The organism is Micromonospora sp. CNB394 (assembly GCF_000374985.1).
Classification (GTDB): Bacteria; Actinomycetota; Actinomycetes; order Mycobacteriales; family Micromonosporaceae; genus Micromonospora; species Micromonospora marina.
In genome coordinates this window covers 27,633-51,221 of record NZ_KB895847.1, presented here as the reverse complement: position 1 = coordinate 51,221, position 23,589 = coordinate 27,633, and the positions used below count along the sequence as shown (strand labels likewise).

Sequence of the window (23,589 nt, the reverse complement as noted above, 5' to 3'; positions counted from 1 at the left end):
TCCCGGGCATCTGTGCGGGCGGCAGCGTTCCACCCGCCTGGCCCGGCGGCTGCAGCGGCGTGCCGGGCGTCTGCGGGGCCGGTAGCGGTCCTCCCGCGGTGCCCGGCGGCGAGTGGACCGGAGGCATGCCGGGAGCGGCGGCGGGCCGGCCGTACGTTCCCGGCGGGAGCGGCGTCGCGCCTCGGGCTGGTGGAACCGCGGTCACGCCCGGAGCCGGCGGGACCGGGGTGACACCGTGGGCCGGGGGCACCGGGCGGACACCGGGAGCCTGCGGGGCGGCAGTCGTCGGCGTCGCCGGTGCGATGGGCTCGACGGGCGCTACCGGGAACCGGGCGGTGGCCTCCTCCGCGATCGGCGCGAAGCGGGTCGTCGCCTCCGCGGACGGCAGCGAGGGCGGCGCCCACGGACTCGCCGGTCCGTTCGCCCCGGCGGGGGGAGCGTGGTGCGGCGGTGCGGGCGCAGCCGCCAGCGGAGGGACGATTCGCGGGGCCGGCGAGGGCTGAGGTGGCTGCCCGACGTGCGGCACCGGGCCCGGGCGGGGAGCCCACTGTGAACCTGGTACCGGCGGATGCGCGGCGGGCGTCCCCGGGGCGACGGGCCGGGGCGGAGCGGGAACATGGGGGTGCGGCGGTGTGACCGCCCGCAGCGAGACGGTGGGCTCGGACACTGCGTGCCCGGGGTACCCGGAGGAGGCGGCACCGGGTTGGCCGGGCCGGACCGGACCGGGACCGCCGGACGGAGCCGGATCGGCATGTCCGGGCGCTGACGGATGGGAGGGCCCGGGCCGGCCCGGGTTCGGGTGGCCGGGCACCGGCGGAGCATGGTGCGTTCCGGCAGCGGCGGCGGAGCCGCCGGGGGAGGGGCCATGACCTGCGGGAGCGGCGGCGGAGCCGCCGAGGTACTGGCGGGCTGCGCGTACCGCGGGGTGGTCCGGACCGAGCACGGCGGGCCCGGCGGTCGCCACGCGGCTGTAGTTGCGGCGGGCCTCGTGCCGGTTGCCCAGTTTCTCGGCCACACCGGCGAGGTCGAAGCTGAGCGCAAGCATCAGCGTGTCGGCCTCGCCGCGACGGCGTTCGCCGGCCGCGTAGGCCTCTTCGAGTACGCGCCGGGCGGCGGCCGGGTCGTCGGCCTCGCGGTGCAGCCGGGCCAGCAGGTGGCCGGTGGCCAGGACGTCCTGGTGGTCCTCGCCGTACGCCGGGCGGGCCGCGACGATCGCGTCGGCGAGCAGGCGGCGGGCGCTCGTCAGGTCGCCCGCGGAACGCAGCGCGAGGGCCTGGTGTTGAGCGGCGATCAACGGGGAGGGGTGGGACACGTGAGCAATGCTGCCCGGAATCGCCTGTTGCGCGCTACCCACCCGATCCTTGTGGCCGCCGACCTGCGCAAACGGCCCGACCTGGAGCGGATGTGCATGATCGTTTCGAGCCGTGTACAGTAATGCCCCGTGCGGCCCGCCGGGCCGGCCGGTGCGGTGAACAGCTCACATCGGTCGACCGGGTAGGCTGATACGTGCAGGTCCGGGTGGCGGAATGGCAGACGCGCTAGCTTGAGGTGCTAGTGCCCGTATAGGGCGTGGGGGTTCAAGTCCCCCCTCGGACACGAGCATGTTTCATGCGTGGCACGCGAACGTCGTGGGTGGTCGAGCATGCTTGACCACCCACCAAGTCCCTCCCATGCCTCGCCTGCCGCTACTCTCAGTGATGGGCGTCAGGCGAGCACTACGACGATGCGCCAAAGCTCGTCCGTAATCCCTGCCGTTGTTATGTCCGGTCAGGCGACCGGCCCGCGTGGCGCGCCCGCTTCTTCTGCGTCGGCCATGAGGCGGCCTCCACCACCCCTTCCGACACTTGCCGTAGCTCGACCCCGTGCAGACTTTTACGGCCTCGTGACGCTCAATTCGCGTGGTCGGATTGCCGACCGGGTCACGATGAAGGTGCTCGACTGGGCTCCCGGGCTGCGGTTGAACATCAGGGAGCACCGCGGGCTGATCGTCGTATCAGCCGACGAGCAGGGCATCTTCAAGGTGACGAAAGAAGGCCACCTCCGATTGCCGGCGGTGGTCCGTCAATGGTGTGGCCTTGCCGCCGGCGACCGGGTTCTTATCGTGGCTGAGCCGGCCTGCAGACGATTGGTGGTTCACCCGCCGGCGAAGCTTGACGTGATGATCAGTCAGGCTCATGACGCGGCGTTCGGGGGACAGCCATGAGTGATAACGCGGCAAACCCTGTTGAGCTGGACGCGGCTCGACTGCTTCTTGCCCGGATGGGTATATCACCTGCTGATCTCTTGGAAGCTGCCGTGCCTCGGCCTCCGGCCCCGACCTTCGCCGAGTACGTCCCCGTCGTGGCGGCTGCGGTCACGGCAGGCACGCGGCGCGCCTACGGCTCCTACTGGAAGCGTGTGCTGCAGCTCTGGGGGCAGCGAAGGCTCGACGAACCCACGCCATCGGAGATCGAGCAACTGGCCGAGTACGTCAAGACGCATGTTGTGTCTCGGCGGAATGCCCGCGGAGGCCGGAGTGCGGCGGAGCACCTTATTGCCGCCTTGCGGTGTCTCTATAAGAAAGCGGTCGCCGATGGGTTTATCGCTGCTGCGGACAACCCCGCATTAAAGGTGGCGAAGCCGCGGCGCTTGCCGAGCACGCGGCGGGCGGTAGCGGATACGCGGCTGGCTGAGATCAACGAGGTTGCGGCCAGCACAGGTGACGATCCGGCGCTCGACAGCCTGCTCTTGCGGCTACACACCGAGACGGCATGCCGGCGCGGTGGGGCCTTGGCGCTTCGTCCGGCCGATTTGGATCCGGACCAATGTCTGGTCTTGCTTCGGGAGAAGGCGGACACGATGCGGTGGCAGCCGGTTTCCCCGACGCTGATGCGGTATCTGCAGCGGCATGCTGAGGAGCGGGGCGCGACGGAGACGGGTCAGTTGCTGCGCTACCGGAATGGTCAGCCCATCACGCGCCGGCGGTACGACTATCTGTGGGTACGGATCGGTGAGCACCTGCCCTGGGTTTACGTGCAACAGATCAGCACGCACTGGTTGCGTCATACGACGTTGACCTGGGTGGAGCGGAACTTTGGCTACGCCATAGCGCGGGCCTACGCCGGTCACTCGGAGAATGGCGGCGACGTCGGTACCACGGCGACCTACGTGAAGGCAACGCTGCAAGAGATTGCTGGCGCGCTGTCGGCGCTTACCAACGAGCCGCACCCTCTGAACTAGATGTTGGTGGGGCCTGGCCGCATCTCAGGGCTAGGCCCCATTGCGCTGCGGCGCAGTCGCAGAGCTTCCACATAGGGCCTCGACTGCAGATGGCTCGTCTATGATTGCTGGCGCGACTCCACCGCCACGTAGTGGCTTCTGCCTGGCTGGCTTTTGTCAGTGGAGTGGCGCGGATCTGCCGCAGTTAGGGAATGAGCAGTAGCCATTGGCTCCTTGGATGTAGGGGTGGTTCTGGATGGTGTTCGGTGAGGGGCGAGGGGTTGGGCGGTGTTTGGTGTTTGATTCCGGTCCGGTGGTCGGACTAGATTTGTTCGGCTGTCGTACTAGCTCTAGTTCGGTGGTCGAACCAGGTGCTGTCTGTGGGGGAATTCGAAGGCGGTAGGCTGTTCTTGTTTTTTTGCGACGGGCGTCGTTCACCTTTGGCCTGAATCGTGTAACCCAGCCCAACTCCTCCAGCTGGTTCAGCCAGACGGTGATTGTGGAGCGGGCCATTCCGGTGGCTCTTTCTAGGTCTGTCAGGCTTGGTGAGAACTGCGGCGGGATCGCTGCGGTGGAGGTGTCTGTCCAGGTCAGGAGCGTGAGGATGAGGTGGCGTCCGGAAGGGCTGAGGTCGCAGTCGGCGTCTCGAATTGCGCGTTCGATGGCCCATCGGTCTACCATGCGATCCGTCCTTTCCGTCGTCGCGTGGGGCGGCCGGTGACGCTGACCCGGCTTGGTGTCTGAGGCTCGTGACCGTAGTGGTGCTTTCCTGTTCTTGGCCAGACGCGGATCTGCTCGTCGAGCTGGCTTGGGCGTTCGGCGACAGCGGTGAGCTGTGGTTTCGGCTCCGACGGCGATGCGGCCAAGGCTGGCTGTATCGGTGGGGGATGCGGCCGGCTGGTGGCGGGAGGGCGGTTGTACGCAGGCGTGGCCGCGCTTGACCGCCGCTTTGGGTCGGGGCGAACCCGCGCAGCCTGTCGCCGATCCTGGGCCGGTCGGTCGGGGCAGGCCGTTTGTGGTTGCGTAGCTGGGGAGAGGTAGTTAGTCGGTTGCCTGTCCGTGCTTCCTCTTTGGCGGGTCAACTGCAGCGCGCGCCGCTTGCTCCATCTTCAGCGTGCTCTCGACGATCGCGGCAATGCCTTCGCGTGCTCCGGGGGACAGCTTCTCGATGGACCGTGCCAAGACCTGCACCTCGGCGCTGCTTTGTGATGAGTCGAGGAAGAAGGCTGGGGAGGTACCGAAGAATTCCGCCAGGGCTGTGAGGGTCGCGGCTGTCGGGTTGTTGTGTTCGCCTGTGCGCAGTCGCCGCAGGGTCTCCGCAGAGGTGCGGTGACCTCGGGCTTTGAGTGCCTCGGCTACTTCCGTGTCGGTGTACGGGCCCCGGCCTTTGGGGTGGTGGTGGGCGTAGAGGTATCGAAGTCGTTCTCTGATGAGTGCTGCGCCCGTGCCGCCTGGTGGGTCTTCGTTCGGTGCCGCCATGACGCCCCCCAGCGTGCGACCAGAGTTGGCTCTATCCCAACTTTGTGTGGAAGTTCCATCCGGCTTGTGCTTAACTCTCAGTGCCTGATCCACACCAAGTAGGCCGTGAGCCAACTTGGTGGGTTGAGGGTAGCGCATCGGTCGGCCCGCGCTGGAGGGGTGCGGGCCGTCCGATCCGCTTCGTTGAGGAACCGTGACGCCCTCGGGGGTGACGTGGTTCCGGGTGGCCTGCCCGTGTGGTCGACGTCCAGGTCGTGACGGTAACGGGGGACCGGCCCGCGGCGAGGGCTTTCTCGTCGTCGCTGGGCTAGTGCTGTACGGCAAGCCTTCGGGGAGGCGGACGTGTCGGATCCATCGACTGACCCAGCAGGCCGTCTCGCCGCTGCCGGGACTTCTTCGGAAGCGCCGGACGTCGGCGAGGGAGGAAGGCTGGCGCAGCGGGCGACGCTCGCTGCGCCAGCCGACGCCGACCGGCCGGCGCGGCGCGGTTCCGAGCCCTGGTGGGCTTCCGGAGCGGCGCGGGGGCCGCGGCAGATTCCTCGGGAGTTCGGCGGCGGCGGCCGGGTCGAGGCGCTGTGGTTGCGCGCGTCGTCGCTGCGGCCGGGCTGTCCTTTGGTGAGTGTGTCGTCGGCGGACGGCGGTGTCGGGCGGTCGACCTTGACGGCGGCGCTCGGGGGTGTCCTGGCGCTGGCGAGTCCCGCTCCGGTCGTCGCGGTGGATGCGACGGGCCGGGCGTGGGGCGGGCTGGGTCACCGGGTGGTCCGCGGTAGTGCGGCGTCGGCGTGGGACGCGGGCGTCGCGGAGACGAGGTTGGCTGACCCGCTGGTCGCTGAGGAGTTGATGCAGCGGGGGCCGACTGGCCTGCGGGTGCTGGTCGGTGAGAGCAAGATGACGGCGCAGCGTCGTCCGCCCACCTGGGCGGAGATGTTTGGGGTGATCGGTCATCTGCGATCGGTGTATGCGATGGCGTTGCTGGATCTTCCTGCGGCGGATAACACGCCGACGTGGCGGGCGTTGGGCTGGGCGACGGTGCCGGTGCTGGTGAGTCGCGCGACTGTCGATGCTCTGCAGCACACGATGCGGCTGCTGGCGCATCTCACGGCGGCGGGTTTGGACCAGGTGGCGCAGTCCGCGGTGGTGGTGGTCATGACGACTACTCACTCGACGGCGCGGGAGGTTCGCGCGGTCGAGCGTCTGGCGCACAAGGCGGCGACGCATCTGGTCCGGGTGCCGTTCGACCCGGCTCTTGCGCGCCCTGACCCGCTGGATCCGCGGTCGCTGAGTAAGGCGACGCGAACGGCGTTGACCGAGGTCGCCGCAGCGGTTGTGGATCGCTGCCCGGCTGACCTCGACCCGCACGAGGGGGCTTCTGCCGTTTGACGGCGGCGACTTCACACGGGGGAGGAACTGGTTGTGATCGTGCACTGGGTAGCTGCCGTGTTGACGGCGCGGGCGCCTGCGGTGGTGGCGGTGCTGGCGCCGGATCCGTCGCCGTCGCCGTCGGGCGGGGGGTTCGACTTCGATCGGATCAGCCCTGACCCGGGGGCCGTCCCGCGTGCGGACCTGTTTTACAAGCTCGCCAACGCGGCGTTGTTCCTCGGGGTGATCTCCGCGGTGGCGGGCCTCGCGGCGGGCGCGATCGCGTTCGGGATCGGGCCGATCTTCGGCGCGCACATCATCAGTGATCGAGGCAAGTCGATGATGTGGAAGGCGGGGCTCGTCGCGATCGTCGTGGGTTCGGCCACCACGATCATCGGCTTCCTGCTGAACAACATTTAGGAGGTGCCCGCGTGCGGGGAACACGGTACAAGCCAACCGATGGTAGCCGCGGCGTGTCAGTGGGAGTTGCGCTGGTTGTCTGCGTAGCGGTCGCAGCGGCGGTCTTCGTCGCGGGACGTGCGAGCGCGCCCGGGCGAAGCGCTCCCGAGCGTGGCGCGGAGCGCTTTAGCGACCGTCTTGTGAGGGGAGTGCCGGTCGGCTTCGCCGGCACGCCGCGCGGGGCCGGTGACGCGGCGGCGGCGTACGTTGCGGTGGTGGCCGCCGCGACGGGCCGCTCGGACGTCGAGCGGCAGGCGTTGATCGACGCGGTCGCGGTGGACGGTTCGGGTCCGGCGGTGGCCGAGATGATGGGCGCCGGGTCGCCGTCTGCTGGCAGCGCGGGGATCTCGCAGACCCTGACCGCCCGGGTGTGGGTTGCTGACACGGATGTCGACGTGCCGGTGCCGCCGGGCGGTGAGGTCACGGCGCGGCTGCTGGCGTGTGCGCTGACCGGGGCGATGACCGACGGCGTCGTGGGGGGCCCGGAGGCGGGCCTGGCGGGTGGCTGGTACGTGCAGTCGGTGACGGTGCGCTGGCTCCAGCACCGGTGGTGGGTGGTGGCGGTGCAGCGGCCGGTGCCGGTGCCGCCGCCGGATCAGCGCGGCGCCCGCCGTGACGGTGGCCCGCGCGACACCCAGCCGTTGCTGGAGGTGCTCAGCGCGCGGTCGTGGGCGCCGGGAACGGTCTGATCCCATGTCCTGGATCACCACCTGCCGGCGCGGGATCGGCGTGGCTGTCGGCGTGCTGGCGCTGACGGGCGTGCTGGCGTCGCCCGGTCCGGCCGCAGCAGCCCCGACCCCGACACCGGCGCCGTCCGCGTCGGCAGCCGGGGCGTGCCTAGCGCCGCCGTCTGCCGGGCAGCCGTCGCAGCCCGGTGGGGAGCTGTCGGCGCCGCAGGTGAACTGGTGCCTGCCGTGGGCCCGTTGGAAGGCCGGTGACGGGTGGGTCACCGACTGCGGTACGGCCGGTGGGGCGGTGGAGCAGGAACGCTGCGACGCGGTGTCGCTCACGGTGCAGTCACCGCCACCGGATGGCACCCGGTCGGTTCTCGACGAGCTGCTGCCGGCGGGTGGTGCCGCGCCGGTGCGGTGCGAGCGGTTCGCCGACCGCGCCGCCGACGACGTGGGCAACGCGGATCGGTGGACGGCGAAGCAGCACCGATGCGAGGCGGTGCGGGCGTCGCTGCTGTCGATGTCGTCCCTCAAGCAGCCGGCGGGCTGTGACGTTCTCGATGTGGGCTGCCGGGTCGGCGAGCAGGTCAAGAACGCGGCCCGGTCGGGGTTCGAGGGCTTGGCGGACATCGCGGTGGCGGGCTTTGGCTGGATGTTGAGCAAGCTGGCCGAGGTGGTGTTCGAGCAGTCCTCCGCAGTGCCGGACGAGCCGTTCTACGGCGTCTACAACGACATCTCCGGCGTCCTGATTGTCGTGGTGCTGCTGTTCTTCCTCATCTCTACGGCCATCAGCGGATTGCGCCTTAACGGCCCGGGCCCGCTGTCGAGCCTGGGTGGGCTGGTGCGGGCCATGTTCGGGATCGCGTTCGCCGGTGGCATCGCCTACATCCTCATGGCCGCCTGGGACGAGGCGACCGTGGCGTTGATCGCCCGCAATCAGCAGCGCGACTGGCAGCCGAGCATGTGGGTGGATGCGCTGAACGCGCTGACCGCGGACACCGGCACGATCCTGCTGGCGTTCGTCGTCGCGGTGATCAGCGTGATCGGCCTGGTGCTGGTGTTCGTGATGCTGCTGTTCCGGTCCCTGCTCGCGGCCGGCGCGGCGCTGTTCGGGGCGATGGCGATGACCGGTCAGGTGATGGCCGAGACCCGTTCGTGGGGACGCAAGTGGTTCTGGACCTGCAACGCGCTGGCCAGCAGCAAGTTCTTCATCGCCGCGCTGTGGATCTACGGCACGCGCAGCTCCTACGAGAGCGACAACGTGATCAACGTGCTGCGCGGCATGTTCGTCATCATCCTGATGGTGCTGGCGCCGTGGATTCTGCTGCGGTTGACGAGCATGTGGGACGGCTACCTGGCCGACGTCGACGCGCGCGGGTTCTTGGTCTCGGCGGCCGGCGCGGTGGGGATGGACGCCGCCGCGCGACGCCTGGCAGACCCGCTTGGCGGCGGCGGCGGGGGTGGCGGGGACGCGGCGTCGTTGATGCAGGGCAACTCCGATGCCATCCCGACGAACCCCACCAGCGGTGACGGCCCGGCCGGCGTGCGTGCCGGCGCGATACCGGAGGCTGTGGAGGCGCTGCACGTGGGCGGGGACGCCGCGCAGGTGGGGCAGCCGGCCGGTGAGCCGGGCGCTGGCCCGGACGGTGGGGAGAACGCCGACGAGGCCGAGGGCGTCGAGCGGGACTCCCGTACCGCGCAGGGCGATGTGGCCATGGGGCGGCTCACCGCGCCCGGCGACGCGACCGGGCAGCCGGCGCTGCCGGTCGCGCCGCACGCCATCGGCGAGCAGGCCACCGGCGCGGACCCGTCGGCGTCCGGCAGTCCGCGGGGGGCAGAGCCCGCGCCGGCGGCGAGCGGCGCCGGCACCGCCACCTCCAGCGGTGCGCCTCCGGAAGCCGGCCCGACGCTGCCCCCCGATGCGAGCGGGCACAGCCCGTCGACCGAGCCGTCCGGCTCCGGCCAATCCCCGCAGGGCGGCCCCGGCCCCGGAGGCATCGGCCCCGGAGGCGGTGGCGCGGGCGCCGGTGGCGGTGGCGCGGGTGGTGCTGCTGCGGGTGGTGCCGCCGAGCTGCCCATCGTTCCGGTCTAGGTGAGGAGGAAGCAGGTGACTCAGTTCCAGTTCCCGCCGCGGTCCACACGCGGCTCGATCATGGGTTTCTCGGCGGGGCAGATCGGCATGGCCGTGGCCGGCGTGATCTGCCTGGTCGTCGCCGCGAATCTTCTCGCCGCCGGCCGGCCCGGGGGTGCCGGCGGCATGTTGCTGGCGGCGGTGCTGCTGCTCACGGTGGGTCTGCTGCGGGTGCGGGGCCGCCGGGTCACCGAGTGGGCGCCCATCGTCGCCGGTGCGCTGGCGCAGCGTGCCGCCCGGCAGGACCGCTTCCGCGGTGGTGTGTTCGCCGCCAGCCCGGGCAGCGCGCATCTGCACCTGCCGGGTCCGGCTGCCGGGTACCGGTGGCTGCCGGCGGTGGCCGCTGACGGGCTGACGGAGGTGGGCCTGTTGCACCACCGCCGGGAGGACACCGTCACCGCGGCGCTGCTGTGCGCGGGCAGCAACCTGGTCCTGGCCGACACGGCGGTGCAGCAGCAGCGCGTGTCGGCGTGGGCGGACGTGTTGAACCTGCTGGGCACCGAGTACGCCGACGCCGGTCTGGTCCGGTGGGCGCTGACGGCTCGCGCGGTGCCGGACGCCGGGAACCGGGCGCAGCGCTACCTGGTGCAGGCGGCGGTCGACACCGACACGCCTGCGTACCGGTCCCTGGCGGAGTTGACCGCCGGGGCGGCGCCGTCGACGCAGCGCCACGAGGTGTACCTGAGCGTCGTGTTCGACGCGAAGAAGCTGTCGGCGGAGATCGCCGACGCGGGCGGCACCGACGCGGCCATCGCCACCGTCGTGCTGGACAAGCTCGGCGGCGTGCGGGCCGCGGTCGGGGAGGCCGGCGTCGACACGGTGGGCTGGCTGACGCCGCGGGAGTATGCGGCGGTGCTGCGGACCCAGTTCGACCCCGCAGACCAGCCACACGTGGACATGCGCACCACCGGCGCGGGCGGAGTGGCGCCGCGCATGGCCGGGCCGATCGCCGCGGAGAACGTCGGCTGGTCGTCGTATCGCCACGACTCCGGGTTCTCCCAGACCTTGTGGGTGTACGAGATGCCGCGCCAGCCGGTGGCGATGACGTGGATGACCGCCCTGTTCACCCGCACCGCCGGTCGGCGTGCCGTGACGGTCGTCGCGGAGCCGGTGCCCGCGCAGCTCGCGCAGTTGGCGACGCGGCGGGACAAGGTCGCCCGCGCCGGGGACGAGATCACCAAACGCAAGATGCGGCTGGTGCGCACCGCCCGGGAGGACGAGGAGGCCCGGTCGGTGGAGCAGGTCGACCGGGAGCAGGCGGTCGGGCACGTGCGCTACCGCTACGCGATCATCGTCACCGTCACCGCCGGCAGCGAAGAGCAGCTGCGCCACGACGTCCGGGCGATCAAACGCGCCTTGGGCCGTGCCGGCTGCCAGGCGGTGGTGCTCTACGGCGAGCAGGACCAGGGCTTCGTAGCCGGTGCGCTGCCCCTGGCACGGGGACTCAAGCCGATGCGGGGGTGGTTGGCGTGAGTCGGGCACGGCTGCGGCGGGAAGGATCTCTGGCACAGCGCATCGCGCAGGCGGCGGAACGGCGGGATCTGGCGGCGGCGCAAGCCGACTTGGCGCGCGAGCAGCGCGCTCTGCGCCGAGCAACGCAGCGGCTGCTGGGCCCCCCACCAGTCGACGGGCGCGGTGCCCTGGGGCGGGCCGCCGGGCGGGTGTTCTGGCGGCTGCGGCTGCCGCCGCTGGTCACCACCAGCGCGCAGCTGTGCAGCGTGTACCCGTTCGTCGCCGATCCCGGCCTGGGGGTGGACGGGCCGCTGATCGGGCAGGAGGTGTACTCCCGCGCCGGGTTCGTGTTCTCGATGCGGGAGTTGTACCGCGCCGGCGTGCTCAGCGCTCCGAACATGGTGGTCACCGGGGAGATCGGCTCGGCGAAGTCGTCGCTGCTCAAGACGATCGCGTTCCGGGGGATCCCGTTCGGCACCCGCTTCTACATCGTCGACGTCAAAGGCGAGTACGACGCCCTCGCCCAGGCCGCCGGGATCCGGCCGGTGCGCATCGGTCCTGGTGCGGGCGTGGTGATGAACCCCCTCGCCGGGATCCGCCGCCAGCCGGGGCAGGGGGAGGAGCAGTGGCTGCAGATCCAGCGGGCCCGTCGGCTGCTGCTGCTGGAAGGGCTGCTGGAGATCCAGCTCGGCGGCCCGCTGACCGAGGCGGAACGCTCGTTGACCGAGTACGCGCTCGACGCGGTGACCCGGGCCGATGACGGCACCAGCGCCGGGCGGCTGGGCACCCCGACCTTGTCGCTGGTGCTCGCCGCGATGGGTGATCCGCAGGCGTGGGCGCACCGCCTGGCCGGGGTGCACTATCAGGTCGACCAGTTCGCCGCCGACAGCCGGCGCGTCCGCCTGGCGCTGGAGCGGCTGATCACCGGCGCCCTCGGCGGGATCTTCGACGCCCCGGCGGCTTCGTCGTTGACGGTGGACTTCGACCAGCCCGGGGCGATCCTCGACCTGCGGTCGGTGCGCACGTCGGATCAGATGACGGCGATGGCGATGACCTGCGCCCAGTCCTGGCTGGAAGCGGAACTGACCCGCCCCGACGCCCCACCGAGGGTGTGCCTGTATGACGAGTTCGCGTTGATCACCCGCCACCTCGGCCTGGTGCGGCGGATGCGCGAGCAGTTGAAACTCGCCCGCGCGCTGGGCACGGAGAACATCCTGGCGTTCCACCGCTTCTCGGACCTCGCGGCCAGCGGCAGCGCCGACTCCGAGCAGGTCCGTATCGCCCGCGGCCTGATCGAGGACACCGGCGTGCGGGTGTCCTACCGCCAGGCCGCCGGCTCGCTGGACGCCGCCCGCGAATTCCTCGGCACCACCGACACGGAGACCAACCTGCTGCTGCACCTGCGCCGCGGCGTCGGGCTGTGGAAGGTCGGCCTGCGGTCCTACGTCGTCAAGCACCAGCTCTCCACGATGGAGCAGGCCATGGTCGACACGGACAGCCGCATGCGCGTCGACCCGGACCGGCAGGGCCGGGGGCTGACCGAGGCGGAGTACGCGGCGCGGGAGTCCGCCGCGGTGGGGCAGGTGCCGTGATGGCCGGCTCCCTCATGTCCCCCGGACATCGGCTGCCCACGCGCGGCATGCCCCGGGCGGACATCCTGGCCCGGCTGGCGCTGCTGGGCATCGCCGCAGCGCTCGTGCTGCTGGGCACGGCGGCGCTGTGGCTGGCCGGGCAACTCGGCGGGTTGCTCACGCACGCGGCCTGGCCGGACAGCACACCGGCGGACGCGCCCGGCATCGCAGTACGGATGATCCTGCACCGCGGCGACCCGGCGGCGGCGTGGCCGGCTGCCGCCCGCGCGGACCTGCCGCCGACCGGCCTGCTGTACGTGCTGTGGCTCGGGCTGTTCAGCGGCGCCGTCGTGGGCCTTACGGTGTCGGGGGTCCGGTTCGCGCGGCGGCGAGTGCAGCGGCACGGGTTCGCCCGACGCACGGACCTTGAACAGGTTGTCACGGCGGCGGCGGTGCTGCGCCGCGTCGACGTGCTGCGCCCCGCCCTGACGATCCAGGTGACCGACCGGCCCGAGGTCGTGCAGGCCAAGACCCGGCGCCGCGCCGACCCGCTGGAGGTCGCGAGGCGCCTCGGCGACCACGCGCTGACCGGGGAGCCGCTGTACCTGGCCAACGAGTACACCGAACTGCTCGCCGGAGCGGCCCGCTTCGCGGGCAAGACCAGCCGCTATGTGATACCCCGCGTGGCGGACGCCCGCGGCGCGGTCATCACCACCTCCACCCGCCTCGACGTCGCCGCCGTCACCTACGACCTGCGCGCGCAGATCGGCCCGACGTGGATCTTCGAACCGCAAGGTCAGCTGCCCGGGGTTCCGCGGCTGCGGTGGTCCCCGATCGAGGGCGCCGAAGACCCGGACATCGCGGCGCTGCGGGCGAAGGGGTTCGCCGCCGGCGCCGGCCTCAAAGCCGACGTCGAGAACGGTCAATACTTCCAGGACCAGGCCGCGTCCATCATCCGGGGCCTGCTGCACGCCGCCGCCCTGGATGAGAACACCACTCTGACCGACGTGGCCAGCTGGGCGGCCAACCCCGCCGACCCGCGCGCGGAGCGGATCCTGCGCCACCACCAGCAGACGGTGTGGGCCGACCGGCTGGCGTTTCACCGCGAGTCCACCGGCCGCAGCCGCGACGCCATCCAGTCCGTCGTCTTCGGCGCGCTGGACGCGTTCAGCAACCCGCGGATCCTGCACGCCTGTTCCCCGCCGCGCGGGCAGCAGTTCCGGCCGGAGCCGTGGCTGGACGCCTGCGGCACCCTCTACCTGGTCGGCACCCGTAGCGGGCAGTCGCTGGTCGCGCCGCTGTTCGCCGCGATCACCGAAGACATCATCTACCGCACCCTGCAACGCGCTTTGACCGCCGTGGGCGGCCGGGTCGAGCCGTGCCTGTATCTGGTCGGGGACGAGATCACCAACATCGCGCCGCTGCCGTCGCTGCCCGAGCTGGTGTCCGAGGGCGGCGGCTCCGGTATCGCCCTGTCGATCGCCTGTCAGAACACCCACCAGTTGCAGCAGCGGTGGGGACGCGACGGCGGCCAGGCGCTGCGCGACGGCGTGAACGCCCGATTCGTGATGGGCGGCATGCAGGACGTGTCCGCGCTCAAGGACGCGCAGTCGCTGCTCGGGCAGGTGCAGGAGGTGACGTCGGCGGCGTCCTGGGGCGGCGGGCGCGCCAGCGTGCAGGAGAACAGCCGCCGGGAGAACCTGCTCGACCTCGCCGAGCTGCGCACCCTGCCCGCCGGGCACGCCCTGGTGCTGCTCGGGAACATGCCCCCGGTCGAGGTGGTCCAGCCGGCGTGGTGGGAACGCCCGGACGCCGACCGGTTCCGCGCCGCGCAGGCCGCGTTCACCGCGCGCCTCGAAGGGCGGCGTTCCTGATGACACCACGCGCGTTCCAGTTCGAGGTGCCGCAGCAGGCATCGGAGGAACAGCGGGCCCTCGCGGAACTCGCCGAACTGATCGACACGCTGCGCGGCAGCGTGGAGCAGCTCGCCGAGGCACACGTGGCCCTCACCGAACGCGTCGACGCCCTCGACGCGCCCGGCGGGTGGGCGCCGGCGGGTTACTGCTGGCGCGACCTGGATGCCGACGCCGCACGCCGGCTGTGGGCATGGCTGGCCGTGTGGACGCGGTGGCTCGTGGACCGCTACGGCCTGGCCCAGGACCTCGGGGCGTGCTGGCCGGCGCACCCCGCCCTGGTGGAGGAGCTGACCGCGCTGAGCGTGTCCTGGCACCACGCCTACTCCGGCACAGCCGACCCGGACGCGCCGCTGCGCTGGCACGAGGCGCTGCACCGCGCCCGGCACCGGTGGCAGGCATGGGACACCACCCGCTGCCGGCACGGGCACCACACACCCCGCAGCGGCGACACCGTCTGGTCACAGCCGTGGCCCGACGACGCCGCGCGGGCCGTCACCGACGACATCGACGCCCGCCAGCGCGCAGCGCCGCAACCGGAAGAGGGGACGACATGACGCACCCAGCCGAGGTCACCAGCGTCTGGGACTGGCAACGCTTCGAAGCCGCGCTGGTCGGGCTGCGCACAGGCGTCGACACGCTCCAGGACTACATCGCCGAGATCCACGACAGGCGCCACGACTGGCGCGACGACCAGCAGCAGGAGGAGGACAGGCAGCGATGGACCGAACTCGACGAAATGACCCGGCGGGAGACGGAGCTGGACCTCGCCAGCGACGGGCGCCTCGACGGGAACTACACCCGCGACGTCGACGAATGAGCGCCACCATGCGCAGCGCGGAGGCTCCGCTGGCCCGCGTCAACTCCGGCCTGGAGCAACTACGCCACGACATCCACGCCCTGGTCGAGGGCGCGGCCCGGCATCCGCACACGCGCCCGCACCTCGTGGAGATCCACCACCAGCTGCGGCTGCTGGGCCAGCACCTCAACACCGCCCTCGCCGCGCCCACCGAGCCGGTCCTGCCCGAGGAGAAACCGTGACACCACGACCGGTCAGGGCGGCCATCGCGGGGGTGGCCACCCTGCTGCTCACCGCCTGCGCCGCACCTCAGCCCGCTCCGACCGGCAGCGCAGCCACCACCGGCACCGCAGCCGAACCTGCACTGCCGGCCGGGACGCTGCCCGCCGACCCTGACGGCGTCCTGCCGGCCACGGCAGGCACAGCCGACCCGGCGGCGATGACCACCGCGCTGCGGTTCGTACGCGCCTGGGCCCGCCCGGACCTGCCCGCCGCAACCTGGTGGGCGGGCGTGCGCCCCTACGCCGTTCCCGCCTACGCGGACCTGCTCGCCACGGTCGACCCGGCCAACGTCCCTGCCACCCGTCTTGCCGGCGCGCACCGGGTCGTGACGGCCACGGCGCAGCGGGTCGACGTCGATGTCAGCACCGACGCCGGGGTGCTGCGGGCGGTCTGTTTGCGCAGCGGCCCCCGGTGGCTGGTCGCCACGCTCGGCGTCGCCCAAAAGGCCGCGGCGCGGTGAACCGTGGACGGATCGGGCTCGGTGCGGCGGTCATCGCCGCGCTGCTGTTGCTGTGCGGGCTGCCGGTGACGGTGGTGCTCACCGACGACGCACCGGCAGCGGCGTGCACCGCCACCGGCCCGTCGCCGCCCGCACCCACGAACGAGGTGGGGGCGGTGGGGCGGTGGAACGCCGAACAGGTCGGCAACGCCGCGCAGATCGTCGCCGTGGGACGTCAGCGTGGTGTGCCGGCCCGCGGGTGGGTCATCGCGGTGGCCACCGCGATGGTGGAGTCGAGCCTGCGGAACCTGCGCGGCGGTGACCGCGACTCCCTCGGGCTGTTCCAGCAGCGCCCCAGCCAGGGCTGGGGCACGCCCGCGCAGATCCTCGACCCCGTCTACGCCAGCGGCAAGTTCTACGACAAGCTGCTGCGCATTGACGGCTGGGAGCGTCTGCCGTTGACCGTGGCCGCGCAGCGGGTGCAGGTATCGGCGTTCCCCGACCGCTACGGTCAGTACGAGCACGACGCCGAGCAGGTCGTCGCCGCGGTCGCCGGCGTCGACACGATTGCCGACCTGCCCGGGGCGAGCCTCGCCACGTGTCCGGGCGGGCCGGTGACGGTGGCCGCGTCGGGGTGGACGGTGCCGCTGCGCGCCGAGGTGGGCAGCGGCTACGGACCCCGCGCAGGCAGGCTGCACGCCGGTGTCGACCTGAGCGTGCCCCGCAACACCGTCATCCACGCCGCCAGCGCCGGTGAGGTGGTGTGGGCGGGCTGCGACCCGAGCACCGGCAACTGCGACATCGACGGCAGCCCCACCACCAAGGGATGCGGCTGGTACGTCGACCTGGTGCACCCGGGCGGGTACGGCACCCGCTACTGCCACCTGATCCGCCGGCCGGATGTCAGCAAGGGCGACACCGTGCAGGCCGGCCAGCGGATCGGCCTGGTCGGCACCAGCGGCCACTCATCCGGCCCGCACCTGCACTTCCAAACCCACCAGCGGGTCTGCTCCGCCTCCCGGTGCGACCTGGACAACTCCAACTCGGTCGATCCGGTCCCGTTCATGCGGCAACGCGGCGCGGCACTCGGCGAACAGGAGGAGGTGAGGCGTTGACCAGAGCCTGCACGTAAGTCATCAGCCAGAGCACGGGGGAGACACCATGTACGACGAGGACGAGGACACCGAGCGTCCGCGCCGGCCGGCGCCGCAACCGCCGCCGCCGGCCGACCGCGGCGGGCAGATCGGCCAGCGCCGCAACCGCAAACCCAACCGGCGCCCGGCCCGGCGCAGGTGGACGCCGTGAGCGCCGCCACGGACCGCCGGCCACGACACGTCGCCGGGGTCTACCGGCCGCCGGTCAACGCCGCGCGGATGCCGGCGCCGCGGCCGGGGCCGCTGGCGCAGCTGGTCCGCACCGCCAACACGCTGCGCGCCCAGATCGAACGCGACGTGCTGCGCGACGAAGGGTTGACCTGGACCACCTACGACGTGCTCGTCCTGGTGTGCGCCCGCCGGGCGGTCGACACCCGCACGGCCGCCGTCGAGGTGGGCATCGCCAAGGCCACCCTGACCAACGCTCTCGTGTCGCTCGTCGACCGGGGCCTGGTACGCCGGCAGCTGCAGGAGGGCGACCGGCGGCGGGTGGTCCTGCGCCCGACCCAGGCCGGCATGGACCTGGCCCGCCACGTCCAAGGCCGGGTCGAGGCCGAACAGGCGCGGCTATTCGGCGAGCCGGGCATGCCCTCCGGCGACAGCCTGGCCCGGGTTCTGCGGACCGTGGCCGCCCGCTCACAGCGGGACCACAGCACCGGCGAGCCGGGCGCGGCCCGGTGACCGGGCACATCGGTGTGGCGCGCGGCACCGCCCTGTACGTCGGGGCGGTGCTCGGGCCCGGCGTGCTGGTGCTGCCCGCGCTCGCCGTGCACGCCGCCGGGCCGGCGTCGCTGCTGGCCTGGGCGGTCATGCTGGCCGTGTCGGTGCCGATCGCGGCGGCGTTCGCCGCCCTCGGCATCCGTTATCCCGATTCCGGCGGGGTGGCCACCTTCACCCGGCGGGCGTTCGGGCCCACGGCCGCGACCGTGGTCGGCTGGTGGTTCTACACGGCGGTGCCGATGGGCATGGTCGCCGGCGCGCTGGCCGGCGCCCGATACGCCGCCGCCGCGCTGGGCGCCGGAGCGGGCGCGGCGGCGGGGATCGCGACCGGCGTGCTCGCGGCGGCCTACGCGATGAACCTCGTCGGCCTGCATCTGTCCGGCCGGGTGCAGCTGGCGCTCACCGGTGGTCTCTGCGCGCTGCTGGTTACGGTGATCGTCGTGGCGGTGCCGCACATCCAGGCGACCCGGTTCACGCCGTTCGCCCCGCAGGGCCTGTCCGGCGTGACGAGCGCCGCGGCGGTGCTCTTCGTCGCGATCTGCGGATGGGAAGCCGCCGCGCACCTGGCGGGTGAGTTCACGCACCCGCGCCGCCAGTTGCCGGTCGTGGCCGCCGCCAGCCTGGGCATCATCGCGGTGCTCTACGCCGGCCTGGCGATCTGCACCGTCGGCGTGCTCGGCGCGTCCGCCGGCCGGAGCGACGTGCCGCTGCTGCGGCTGCTCGGCCCGCATGCCGGCGTCGGGGCTTCGGTGGCGGCTGCGCTGTGCGCGCTGCTGCTGACCTTCGGCGCCTGCTTCACGTTCATCGCCGCCGCGGCACGCGCCGGCGCGGCCTTGGGCCGCGACGGCGCCTTCCCGGCCTGGTTCGCCGCCACCCGCGGCGGGGCACCGCGGCGCAGCCTCGCCGTCCAAACAGGCGCCGCGGCAGCAGTCGCCGTCGCGGCGACGGCCGCACCGACCGTCGTGGACGTGGACCTGCTGATGCGCGCGTTCTCGGTCCTCGTGGCATCGGTCACCCTGCTGGGGCTCGCTTCCGCCGTACGGCTGCTCGACTCGCCGCTGATCCGAGGCGGCGCGGCCGTCGGTGCGGCTGCCGTCGGCGGGGTCGCCGCCTGCGGTGGCCGCCTGGTGCTGCTGCCGGCGGCGGTCGCCGTCGCGGCCCTGACCTGGCGGCGCCACCACCCGGCCCCGCCAGCACCGCCGGTGACGAGGCCCGCCGTGGGATCGACGCCACGGCGTATCGCGGAGGTGGATGTCCAACCCCGCCGGTCTCACGACCTGGTGAATCCGGGTGCCCGGATGTCTGCGTCCACCCGAAGCCGTCCCGCCAGCCAGCGGTGACCCTCGGCGGCGGTCGCCGGGCAGATGCATGACCGGCGACCGTCGTCACCTCCTGTCCGGTGACCGGCAAAGGAGCCATCTGGTGACAACCACAGTCGTACCCACCGAAGCGTCGGCGGCCAGCGTGGGATGGCGCCTCGGCGCCCTCTACGGGCCAGCGATCTACGGCGTCAGCGCCGCAGCCGTCGCTGTACCCGTCGCCGCCGACCGCCTGCACACCACGCCGGCCGCAGCCGTGTGGATCCTGACCATCCACGCCCTGTGCCTCGGCATCGGCGCCGCCGTCGCCGGACGCGCCACCGACATCTGGGGACCACGACACACCCTCAGCGTCGGGGCGGCGCTGCTCGCGGCAGGGACGGTCCTCTGCACCTTCGCGACCATCCTCGCCGTGGCCGTCGCGGGCCGCGCACTGCTCGCCGCGGGATCGGGGGCGATGACCGCGACCGCCCTCACCCTCGCCGCCGGCCGCCCGCCACCGCAACGACCGGCGGTGCTGGCCCACCTCGGCGCCGCGATGGCACTGTTCTCGGCCACCGCACCGCTGGCCGGAGCCCTGGCCGTCACCACATCCTGGAGAACCGCGCTCGTCCTGCCCGCGCTCTCACTGACCGCCCTACCGCTGTGCTGGCCGCTCACCCAACCCCGCCAGAGGGCGCCGGCACGGGTCGACTGGACCGGCGGAGCCCTGCTGGCCACCACCGCAGCAGGACTGCTCCTGACGATTCAATCCACCACCCTGCACCTCCCGCCGCCGGCCGTCGCCGGTCTCGTCGCGGGCACCTGCGCGCTCGCCGTCCTGGCGGATCGTCACCGCCGACGCCACCCCGACGGCTTCGTCCCTACAGTGATCAGCCGGCGACGGTTCCTCCTCGCCGGCCTGGCGGGCGCCGGCGTCTACGGTGGCCTGTTCGCCTGCGTCTACGCCGTCCCGCAGATCCTCACCCGCCTCGGCTACTCCGCTGAGGGCATCGGGCTGCTGCTGATGCCTAGCGCGATCGTGGCAGCAGCGACGGCCCGCCTCGTCGGCCGTGCCGCGAGCGACACCGCGCGCCGAAGGGTACTGACTGGCGTGACAGCGCTGTTCAGCGCCAGCCTGCTACTCGCCGCATGGGACCGCCGCCCGGTAGCACTGATCTGCGCGACGACGGCCGCGTTTGCCGCGTTCGCCATCGCGCAGACCACCCTGACAGCCGCCATCACCGCTCGTGTCGACCCCCGGCAACGAGGCGGCGCGCTCGGCCTGCTGAACCTCATCTCTTTCACCGGAGGCGCAGTCGGCGCATCCGTGTGTTCGGCGCTGTGGCAGCCATGGGGACTGCCCGCCGCACTCGCCGCCGTAGCAGTGCTGCCGGCGATCGCTTCAGCTGGAGCAGCCTCGCTGCACTGTCGATGGATGAATCGCACGGGATAGGCCCGATGACACATCGTGGACGGCGCGCCTCCAGGTGCGTGGGGAGAACACGGATTGAACGTCAGTGAACTCGGACCGTGTATGCGTGCGTGGGGAGGGAGGGCACGTCAGCCTCTGCGACGGCTGGGCGGGCTCCAGAGCACGCCCACGTGCGTGGGGAGGGGGATGTACGACAGAGGTTGGCAGACGTTCAGAGCACCCCGCGTGCGTGGGGAGGACGAGAGCCATGGTCGCCATGCTCAGTCACCCACCGGAGCACCCCCACGTGCGTGGGGAGGACGCCGGCTACACCCTCGCCTACCACGTCACCCGCGGAGCACCCCCACGTGCGTGGGGAGGACGGCCCCTACGAACTGGGCAACTACAGCGCACCGGAGCACCCCCCACGTGCGTGGGGAGGACGACCAGGTCGGCTTCTATCTCCTCCGCGTACGCGGAGCACCCCCACGTGCGTGGGGAGGACGGGAACTCATCGAGGGACCGCTCCGCGGGCGGCGGAGCACCCCCACGTGCGTGGGGAGGACACCACCTCCAGCGTCATCGCTGCCCCCAGCCGCGGAGCACCCCCACGTGCGTGGGGAGGACCAGATCAGCGGGTGCGTGGGCACGACCCGGGCCGGAGCACCCCCACGTGCGTGGGGAGGACGCCACAGCGCCCGCTTGCAGGTCGCTACCGTTCGGAGCACCCCCACGTGCGTGGGGAGGACACCGCCGCTGGCGGACCCGCGACTGCTGACCGCGGAGCACCCCCACGTGCGTGGGGAGGACGGGGCCTGCCGGGGTTTGCGCTTCGTGCCCGGCGGAGCACCCCCACGTGCGTGGGGAGGACGCCCTTCAGGATCTGAATGGTGGACGTGCCGCCGGAGCACCCCCACGTGCGTGGGGAGGACGAGCGGGGGCCGTGGGTGAGCCAGCGGGACACCGGAGCACCCCCACGTGCGTGGGGAGGACGAGATGCACTTCGGGGTGAACCACCTCGCGCACGGAGCACCCCCACGTGCGTGGGGAGGACTGGTGGGTGCGGACATGAGTGGCACCTGTTTCCGGAGCACCCCCACGTGCGTGGGGAGGACGCGGCGAGAACGGACTCGATGGCGCCGGCCTGCGGAGGACCCCCACGTGCGTGGGGAGGACGGCCGTGGTGACGGGGCAGCGGCGGCAGGTGTCGGAGCACCCCCACGTGCGTGGGGAGGACGCCCGGTACACGCCGTCGGCCGGCACTGACTGCGGAGCACCCCCACGTGCGTGGGGAGGACGTCACCGTCCCGGCCACAGTGGTCCGCGAGCCCGGAGCACCCCCACGTGCGTGGGGAGGACGGCGACGAGGGTCAGGACGCCGTCTTGCGCACCGGAGCACCCCCACGTGCGTGGGGAGGACGTCCGGGTCGAGCACCGCCGCACCGCCGCCGACGGAGCACCCCCACGTGCGTGGGGAGGACGAGGACGTGCACGGTGTCAGCCACCGTCGCCCCGGAGCACCCCCACGTGCGTGGGGAGGACCGGCGCGTAGTCGGCCATGATCAGGCACCCGCCGGAGCACCCCCACGTGCGTGGGGAGGACCCGTCGCGCTCCGGCGCGCTGGTCTGCGGCTTCGGAGCACCCCCACGTGCGTGGGGAGGACGCATCCCGGGACACGTCGCTGTCGACCCACTGCGGAGCACCCCCACGTGCGTGGGGAGGACGCGTAGGGCGGCTGTCAGCCGGCCAGCTCTCGCGGAGCACCCCCACGTGCGTGGGGAGGACGAGATGGTCCCCGCCGACCCGCGCGCAGGGTTCGGAGCACCCCCACGTGCGTGGGGAGGACAAGTAGGCGACGCCGTCCACGTCCGGCTGGCCCGGAGCACCCCCACGTGCGTGGGGAGGACACCGGGGAGGCTCCTCGCCCTCGGCAGCGGCGCGGAGCACCCCCACGTGCGTGGGGAGGACCGCTCGAATCGGTCGATGAACGCGGCGCGGGCCGGAGCACCCCCACGTGCGTGGGGAGGACGTCAGGGTCGAGCACCGGCGCACCGGCGCCGACGGAGCACCCCCACGTGCGTGGGGAGGACGAGCAGGCGCAGTCACCCACCTACCGCGAACGCGGAGCACCCCCACGTGCGTGGGGAGGACGCCCTTCAGGATCTGAATGGTGGACGTGCCGCCGGAGCACCCCCACGTGCGTGGGGAGGACAGCGAGCCCTGACCGGGAGCGGTGCCGAGCAGCGGAGCACCCCCACGTGCGTGGGGAGGACATTGAGACAGCGGCGCAAGGCCGGTGCTGCTACGGAGCACCCCCACGTGCGTGGGGAGGACCCGACCGGGCACGTCACTCATGACCTACTCACCGGAGCACCCCCAGGTGCGTGGGGAGGACTCCACCATCCGCGTCTTACGGAGCCGGCCCGCCGGAGCACCCCCACGTGCGTGGGGAGGACCACGGAGGAGCCGTCGCCGCCGACCTCCACCGCGGAGCACCCCCACGTGCGTGGGGAGGACCAGCGCATCGGCACCGACATCGACCAGCGGACCGGAGCACCCCCACGTGCGTGGGGAGGACTGGTCGACGACGGTACGCGCGAGCGTGGGTTCCGGAGCACCCCCGCGTGCGTGGGGAGGACAACAACCTCCAACGCGTCGACGGTAAGTGCATCGGAGCACCCCCACGTGCGTGGGTAGGACGGCATGAACGCCACGAACAGCGACGCGAACCCCGGAGCACCCCCACGTGCGTGGGGAGGACGCCGGCTCCAGGAACGGCCGGTCAGGCAGCCGCGGAGCACCCCCACGTGCGTGGGGAGGACCTTCGCCCTGGTCGGGGGTACCCGATGAGCAGCGGAGCACCCCCACGTGCGTGGGGAGGACCCGGATCCGGACGTGCCGCAGGCCGTCCTCTACGGAGCACCCCCACGTGCGTGGGGAGGACTACGCCGGCCGGCACCAGCTCGTCACCGACGACGGAGCACCCCCACGTGCGTGGGGAGGACATCACCCCGCAGTCGGTGTACGCCCGGTACTCCGGAGCACCCCCACGTGCGTGGGGAGGACCCAACCGCCCACCACCAGGAGGAACGCATGGACGGAGCACCCCCACGTGCGTGGGGAGGACACCTGCTGCCGCACGCCGATGATCTCGCGGGCCGGAGCACCCCCACGTGCGTGGGGAGGACGCATTCGATGCGCCGCACGTACTGCATGTTGACGGAGCACCCCCACGTGCGTGGGGAGGAC

At 72.4% G+C, this 23,589-nt stretch carries 19 protein-coding genes, 1 tRNA gene, 1 pseudogene and 1 CRISPR repeat array; of the genes and pseudogenes, 19 read left to right on the top strand and 2 right to left on the bottom strand.

Annotation, left to right across the window (positions count from 1 at the left end; all coding sequences use genetic code 11):
* Positions 1 to 1,138: 1,138 nt before the first annotated feature.
* Positions 1,139 to 1,312 (bottom strand): annotated as a pseudogene (locus C569_RS35105) (hypothetical protein); the annotation flags it as partial.
* 200 nt (positions 1,313 to 1,512) lie between these two features.
* Here C569_RS35105 and C569_RS0121945 point away from each other — a divergent pair.
* The 3 genes from C569_RS0121945 (at position 1,513) to C569_RS0121935 (ending at position 3,219) form a co-directional block, all read left to right on the top strand.
* A tRNA-Leu gene (locus C569_RS0121945) sits at positions 1,513 to 1,596 on the top strand.
* Positions 1,597 to 1,882: 286 nt separating this feature from the next.
* On the top strand, positions 1,883 to 2,203 hold the full coding sequence (locus C569_RS0121940; RefSeq protein ID WP_036346527.1) for a hypothetical protein: 321 nt from the start codon (positions 1,883 to 1,885) through the stop codon (positions 2,201 to 2,203).
* Positions 2,200 to 3,219 carry a site-specific integrase gene (locus C569_RS0121935; RefSeq protein WP_026268476.1) on the top strand — a complete coding sequence of 340 codons (1,020 nt, stop codon included), beginning with the start codon at positions 2,200 to 2,202 and terminating at the stop codon, positions 3,217 to 3,219. The genes C569_RS0121940 and C569_RS0121935 overlap by 4 nt, the downstream gene beginning before the upstream one ends.
* A gap of 1,020 nt (positions 3,220 to 4,239) precedes the next feature.
* On the opposite strand, the gene C569_RS33335 is transcribed toward C569_RS0121935, so the two are convergent.
* Positions 4,240 to 4,677 carry a hypothetical protein gene (locus C569_RS33335; protein WP_155945582.1) on the bottom strand — a complete coding sequence of 146 codons (438 nt, stop codon included), beginning with the start codon at positions 4,675 to 4,677 and terminating at the stop codon, positions 4,240 to 4,242.
* A gap of 342 nt (positions 4,678 to 5,019) precedes the next feature.
* Between C569_RS33335 and C569_RS33330 the strand changes: the two genes are divergently transcribed.
* The 16 genes from C569_RS33330 (at position 5,020) to C569_RS0121850 (ending at position 20,381) form a co-directional block, all read left to right on the top strand.
* The gene (locus C569_RS33330; protein WP_155945581.1) at positions 5,020 to 6,057 is read left to right on the top strand and encodes a hypothetical protein; all 1,038 of its coding nucleotides are present in this window, start codon (positions 5,020 to 5,022) and stop codon (positions 6,055 to 6,057) included.
* A 33-nt stretch (positions 6,058 to 6,090) separates the two neighbouring features.
* Positions 6,091 to 6,456 (top strand): hypothetical protein, encoded by a 366-nt coding sequence (locus C569_RS0121925; RefSeq protein WP_231394863.1) that lies wholly within the window; start codon positions 6,091 to 6,093, stop codon positions 6,454 to 6,456.
* Positions 6,457 to 6,635: 179 nt separating this feature from the next.
* Positions 6,636 to 7,184: a hypothetical protein gene (locus tag C569_RS0121920; protein ID WP_155945580.1), complete on the top strand. Its 549-nt coding sequence runs from the start codon at positions 6,636 to 6,638 to the stop codon at positions 7,182 to 7,184.
* Between the two features lie 4 nt (positions 7,185 to 7,188).
* Positions 7,189 to 9,258, top strand: coding sequence for a hypothetical protein (locus tag C569_RS0121915; RefSeq protein WP_018787900.1), 2,070 nt, complete (start codon positions 7,189 to 7,191; stop codon positions 9,256 to 9,258).
* Between the two features lie 15 nt (positions 9,259 to 9,273).
* Positions 9,274 to 10,770: an SCO6880 family protein gene (locus C569_RS0121910; RefSeq protein ID WP_018787899.1), complete on the top strand. Its 1,497-nt coding sequence runs from the start codon at positions 9,274 to 9,276 to the stop codon at positions 10,768 to 10,770.
* On the top strand, positions 10,767 to 12,341 hold the full coding sequence (locus tag C569_RS0121905; RefSeq protein WP_081635999.1) for a hypothetical protein: 1,575 nt from the start codon (positions 10,767 to 10,769) through the stop codon (positions 12,339 to 12,341). Before C569_RS0121910 ends, C569_RS0121905 begins: the two co-directional genes overlap by 4 nt.
* The gene (locus C569_RS0121900) at positions 12,341 to 14,194 is read left to right on the top strand and encodes a type IV secretory system conjugative DNA transfer family protein (protein WP_231394862.1); all 1,854 of its coding nucleotides are present in this window, start codon (positions 12,341 to 12,343) and stop codon (positions 14,192 to 14,194) included. The genes C569_RS0121905 and C569_RS0121900 overlap by 1 nt, the downstream gene beginning before the upstream one ends.
* Positions 14,194 to 14,790: a hypothetical protein gene (locus tag C569_RS31785; protein WP_018787896.1), complete on the top strand. Its 597-nt coding sequence runs from the start codon at positions 14,194 to 14,196 to the stop codon at positions 14,788 to 14,790. Before C569_RS0121900 ends, C569_RS31785 begins: the two co-directional genes overlap by 1 nt.
* Complete coding sequence (locus C569_RS0121890) at positions 14,787 to 15,053, top strand: hypothetical protein (RefSeq protein WP_018787895.1); 267 nt, start codon at positions 14,787 to 14,789, stop codon at positions 15,051 to 15,053. The genes C569_RS31785 and C569_RS0121890 overlap by 4 nt, the downstream gene beginning before the upstream one ends.
* 8 nt (positions 15,054 to 15,061) lie before the next feature.
* Positions 15,062 to 15,274: a hypothetical protein gene (locus C569_RS0121885; protein WP_036346522.1), complete on the top strand. Its 213-nt coding sequence runs from the start codon at positions 15,062 to 15,064 to the stop codon at positions 15,272 to 15,274.
* A complete protein-coding gene (locus C569_RS30765; RefSeq protein WP_155945579.1) occupies positions 15,271 to 15,774 on the top strand; it encodes a hypothetical protein in 504 nt (167 codons plus the stop codon). The genes C569_RS0121885 and C569_RS30765 overlap by 4 nt, the downstream gene beginning before the upstream one ends.
* Positions 15,771 to 16,868, top strand: a complete 1,098-nt coding sequence (locus C569_RS0121870; RefSeq protein WP_018787892.1) for a M23 family metallopeptidase — start codon at positions 15,771 to 15,773, stop codon at positions 16,866 to 16,868. The genes C569_RS30765 and C569_RS0121870 overlap by 4 nt, the downstream gene beginning before the upstream one ends.
* A gap of 46 nt (positions 16,869 to 16,914) precedes the next feature.
* The gene (locus tag C569_RS33325) at positions 16,915 to 17,058 is read left to right on the top strand and encodes a hypothetical protein (RefSeq protein WP_018787891.1); all 144 of its coding nucleotides are present in this window, start codon (positions 16,915 to 16,917) and stop codon (positions 17,056 to 17,058) included.
* Positions 17,055 to 17,588 (top strand): MarR family winged helix-turn-helix transcriptional regulator, encoded by a 534-nt coding sequence (locus tag C569_RS0121860; RefSeq protein ID WP_018787890.1) that lies wholly within the window; start codon positions 17,055 to 17,057, stop codon positions 17,586 to 17,588. Before C569_RS33325 ends, C569_RS0121860 begins: the two co-directional genes overlap by 4 nt.
* Positions 17,585 to 18,967 carry an APC family permease gene (locus C569_RS0121855; protein WP_018787889.1) on the top strand — a complete coding sequence of 461 codons (1,383 nt, stop codon included), beginning with the start codon at positions 17,585 to 17,587 and terminating at the stop codon, positions 18,965 to 18,967. Before C569_RS0121860 ends, C569_RS0121855 begins: the two co-directional genes overlap by 4 nt.
* A gap of 82 nt (positions 18,968 to 19,049) precedes the next feature.
* Entirely contained in the window at positions 19,050 to 20,381 is a 1,332-nt protein-coding gene (locus C569_RS0121850; protein ID WP_026268474.1) for an MFS transporter, read from the top strand.
* 135 nt (positions 20,382 to 20,516) lie between these two features.
* A CRISPR array of direct repeats spans positions 20,517 to 23,589; the repeat unit is 29 nt; unit sequence CGGAGCACCCCCACGTGCGTGGGGAGGAC.

Bases quoted from the DNA above. Each gene is read 5' to 3' on its own strand.
- C569_RS0121935 (WP_026268476.1), top strand. From the start codon at position 2,200: ATGAGTGATAACGCGGCAAACCCTGTTGAGCTGGACGCGGCTCGACTG.
- C569_RS33335 (WP_155945582.1), bottom strand. From the start codon at position 4,677: ATGGCGGCACCGAACGAAGACCCACCAGGCGGCACGGGCGCAGCACTC.
- C569_RS0121915 (WP_018787900.1), top strand. From the start codon at position 7,189: ATGTCCTGGATCACCACCTGCCGGCGCGGGATCGGCGTGGCTGTCGGC.
- C569_RS0121900 (WP_231394862.1), top strand. From the start codon at position 12,341: ATGGCCGGCTCCCTCATGTCCCCCGGACATCGGCTGCCCACGCGCGGC.
- C569_RS31785 (WP_018787896.1), top strand. From the start codon at position 14,194: ATGACACCACGCGCGTTCCAGTTCGAGGTGCCGCAGCAGGCATCGGAG.
- C569_RS0121890 (WP_018787895.1), top strand. From the start codon at position 14,787: ATGACGCACCCAGCCGAGGTCACCAGCGTCTGGGACTGGCAACGCTTC.
- C569_RS0121885 (WP_036346522.1), top strand. From the start codon at position 15,062: ATGCGCAGCGCGGAGGCTCCGCTGGCCCGCGTCAACTCCGGCCTGGAG.
- C569_RS33325 (WP_018787891.1), top strand. From the start codon at position 16,915: ATGTACGACGAGGACGAGGACACCGAGCGTCCGCGCCGGCCGGCGCCG.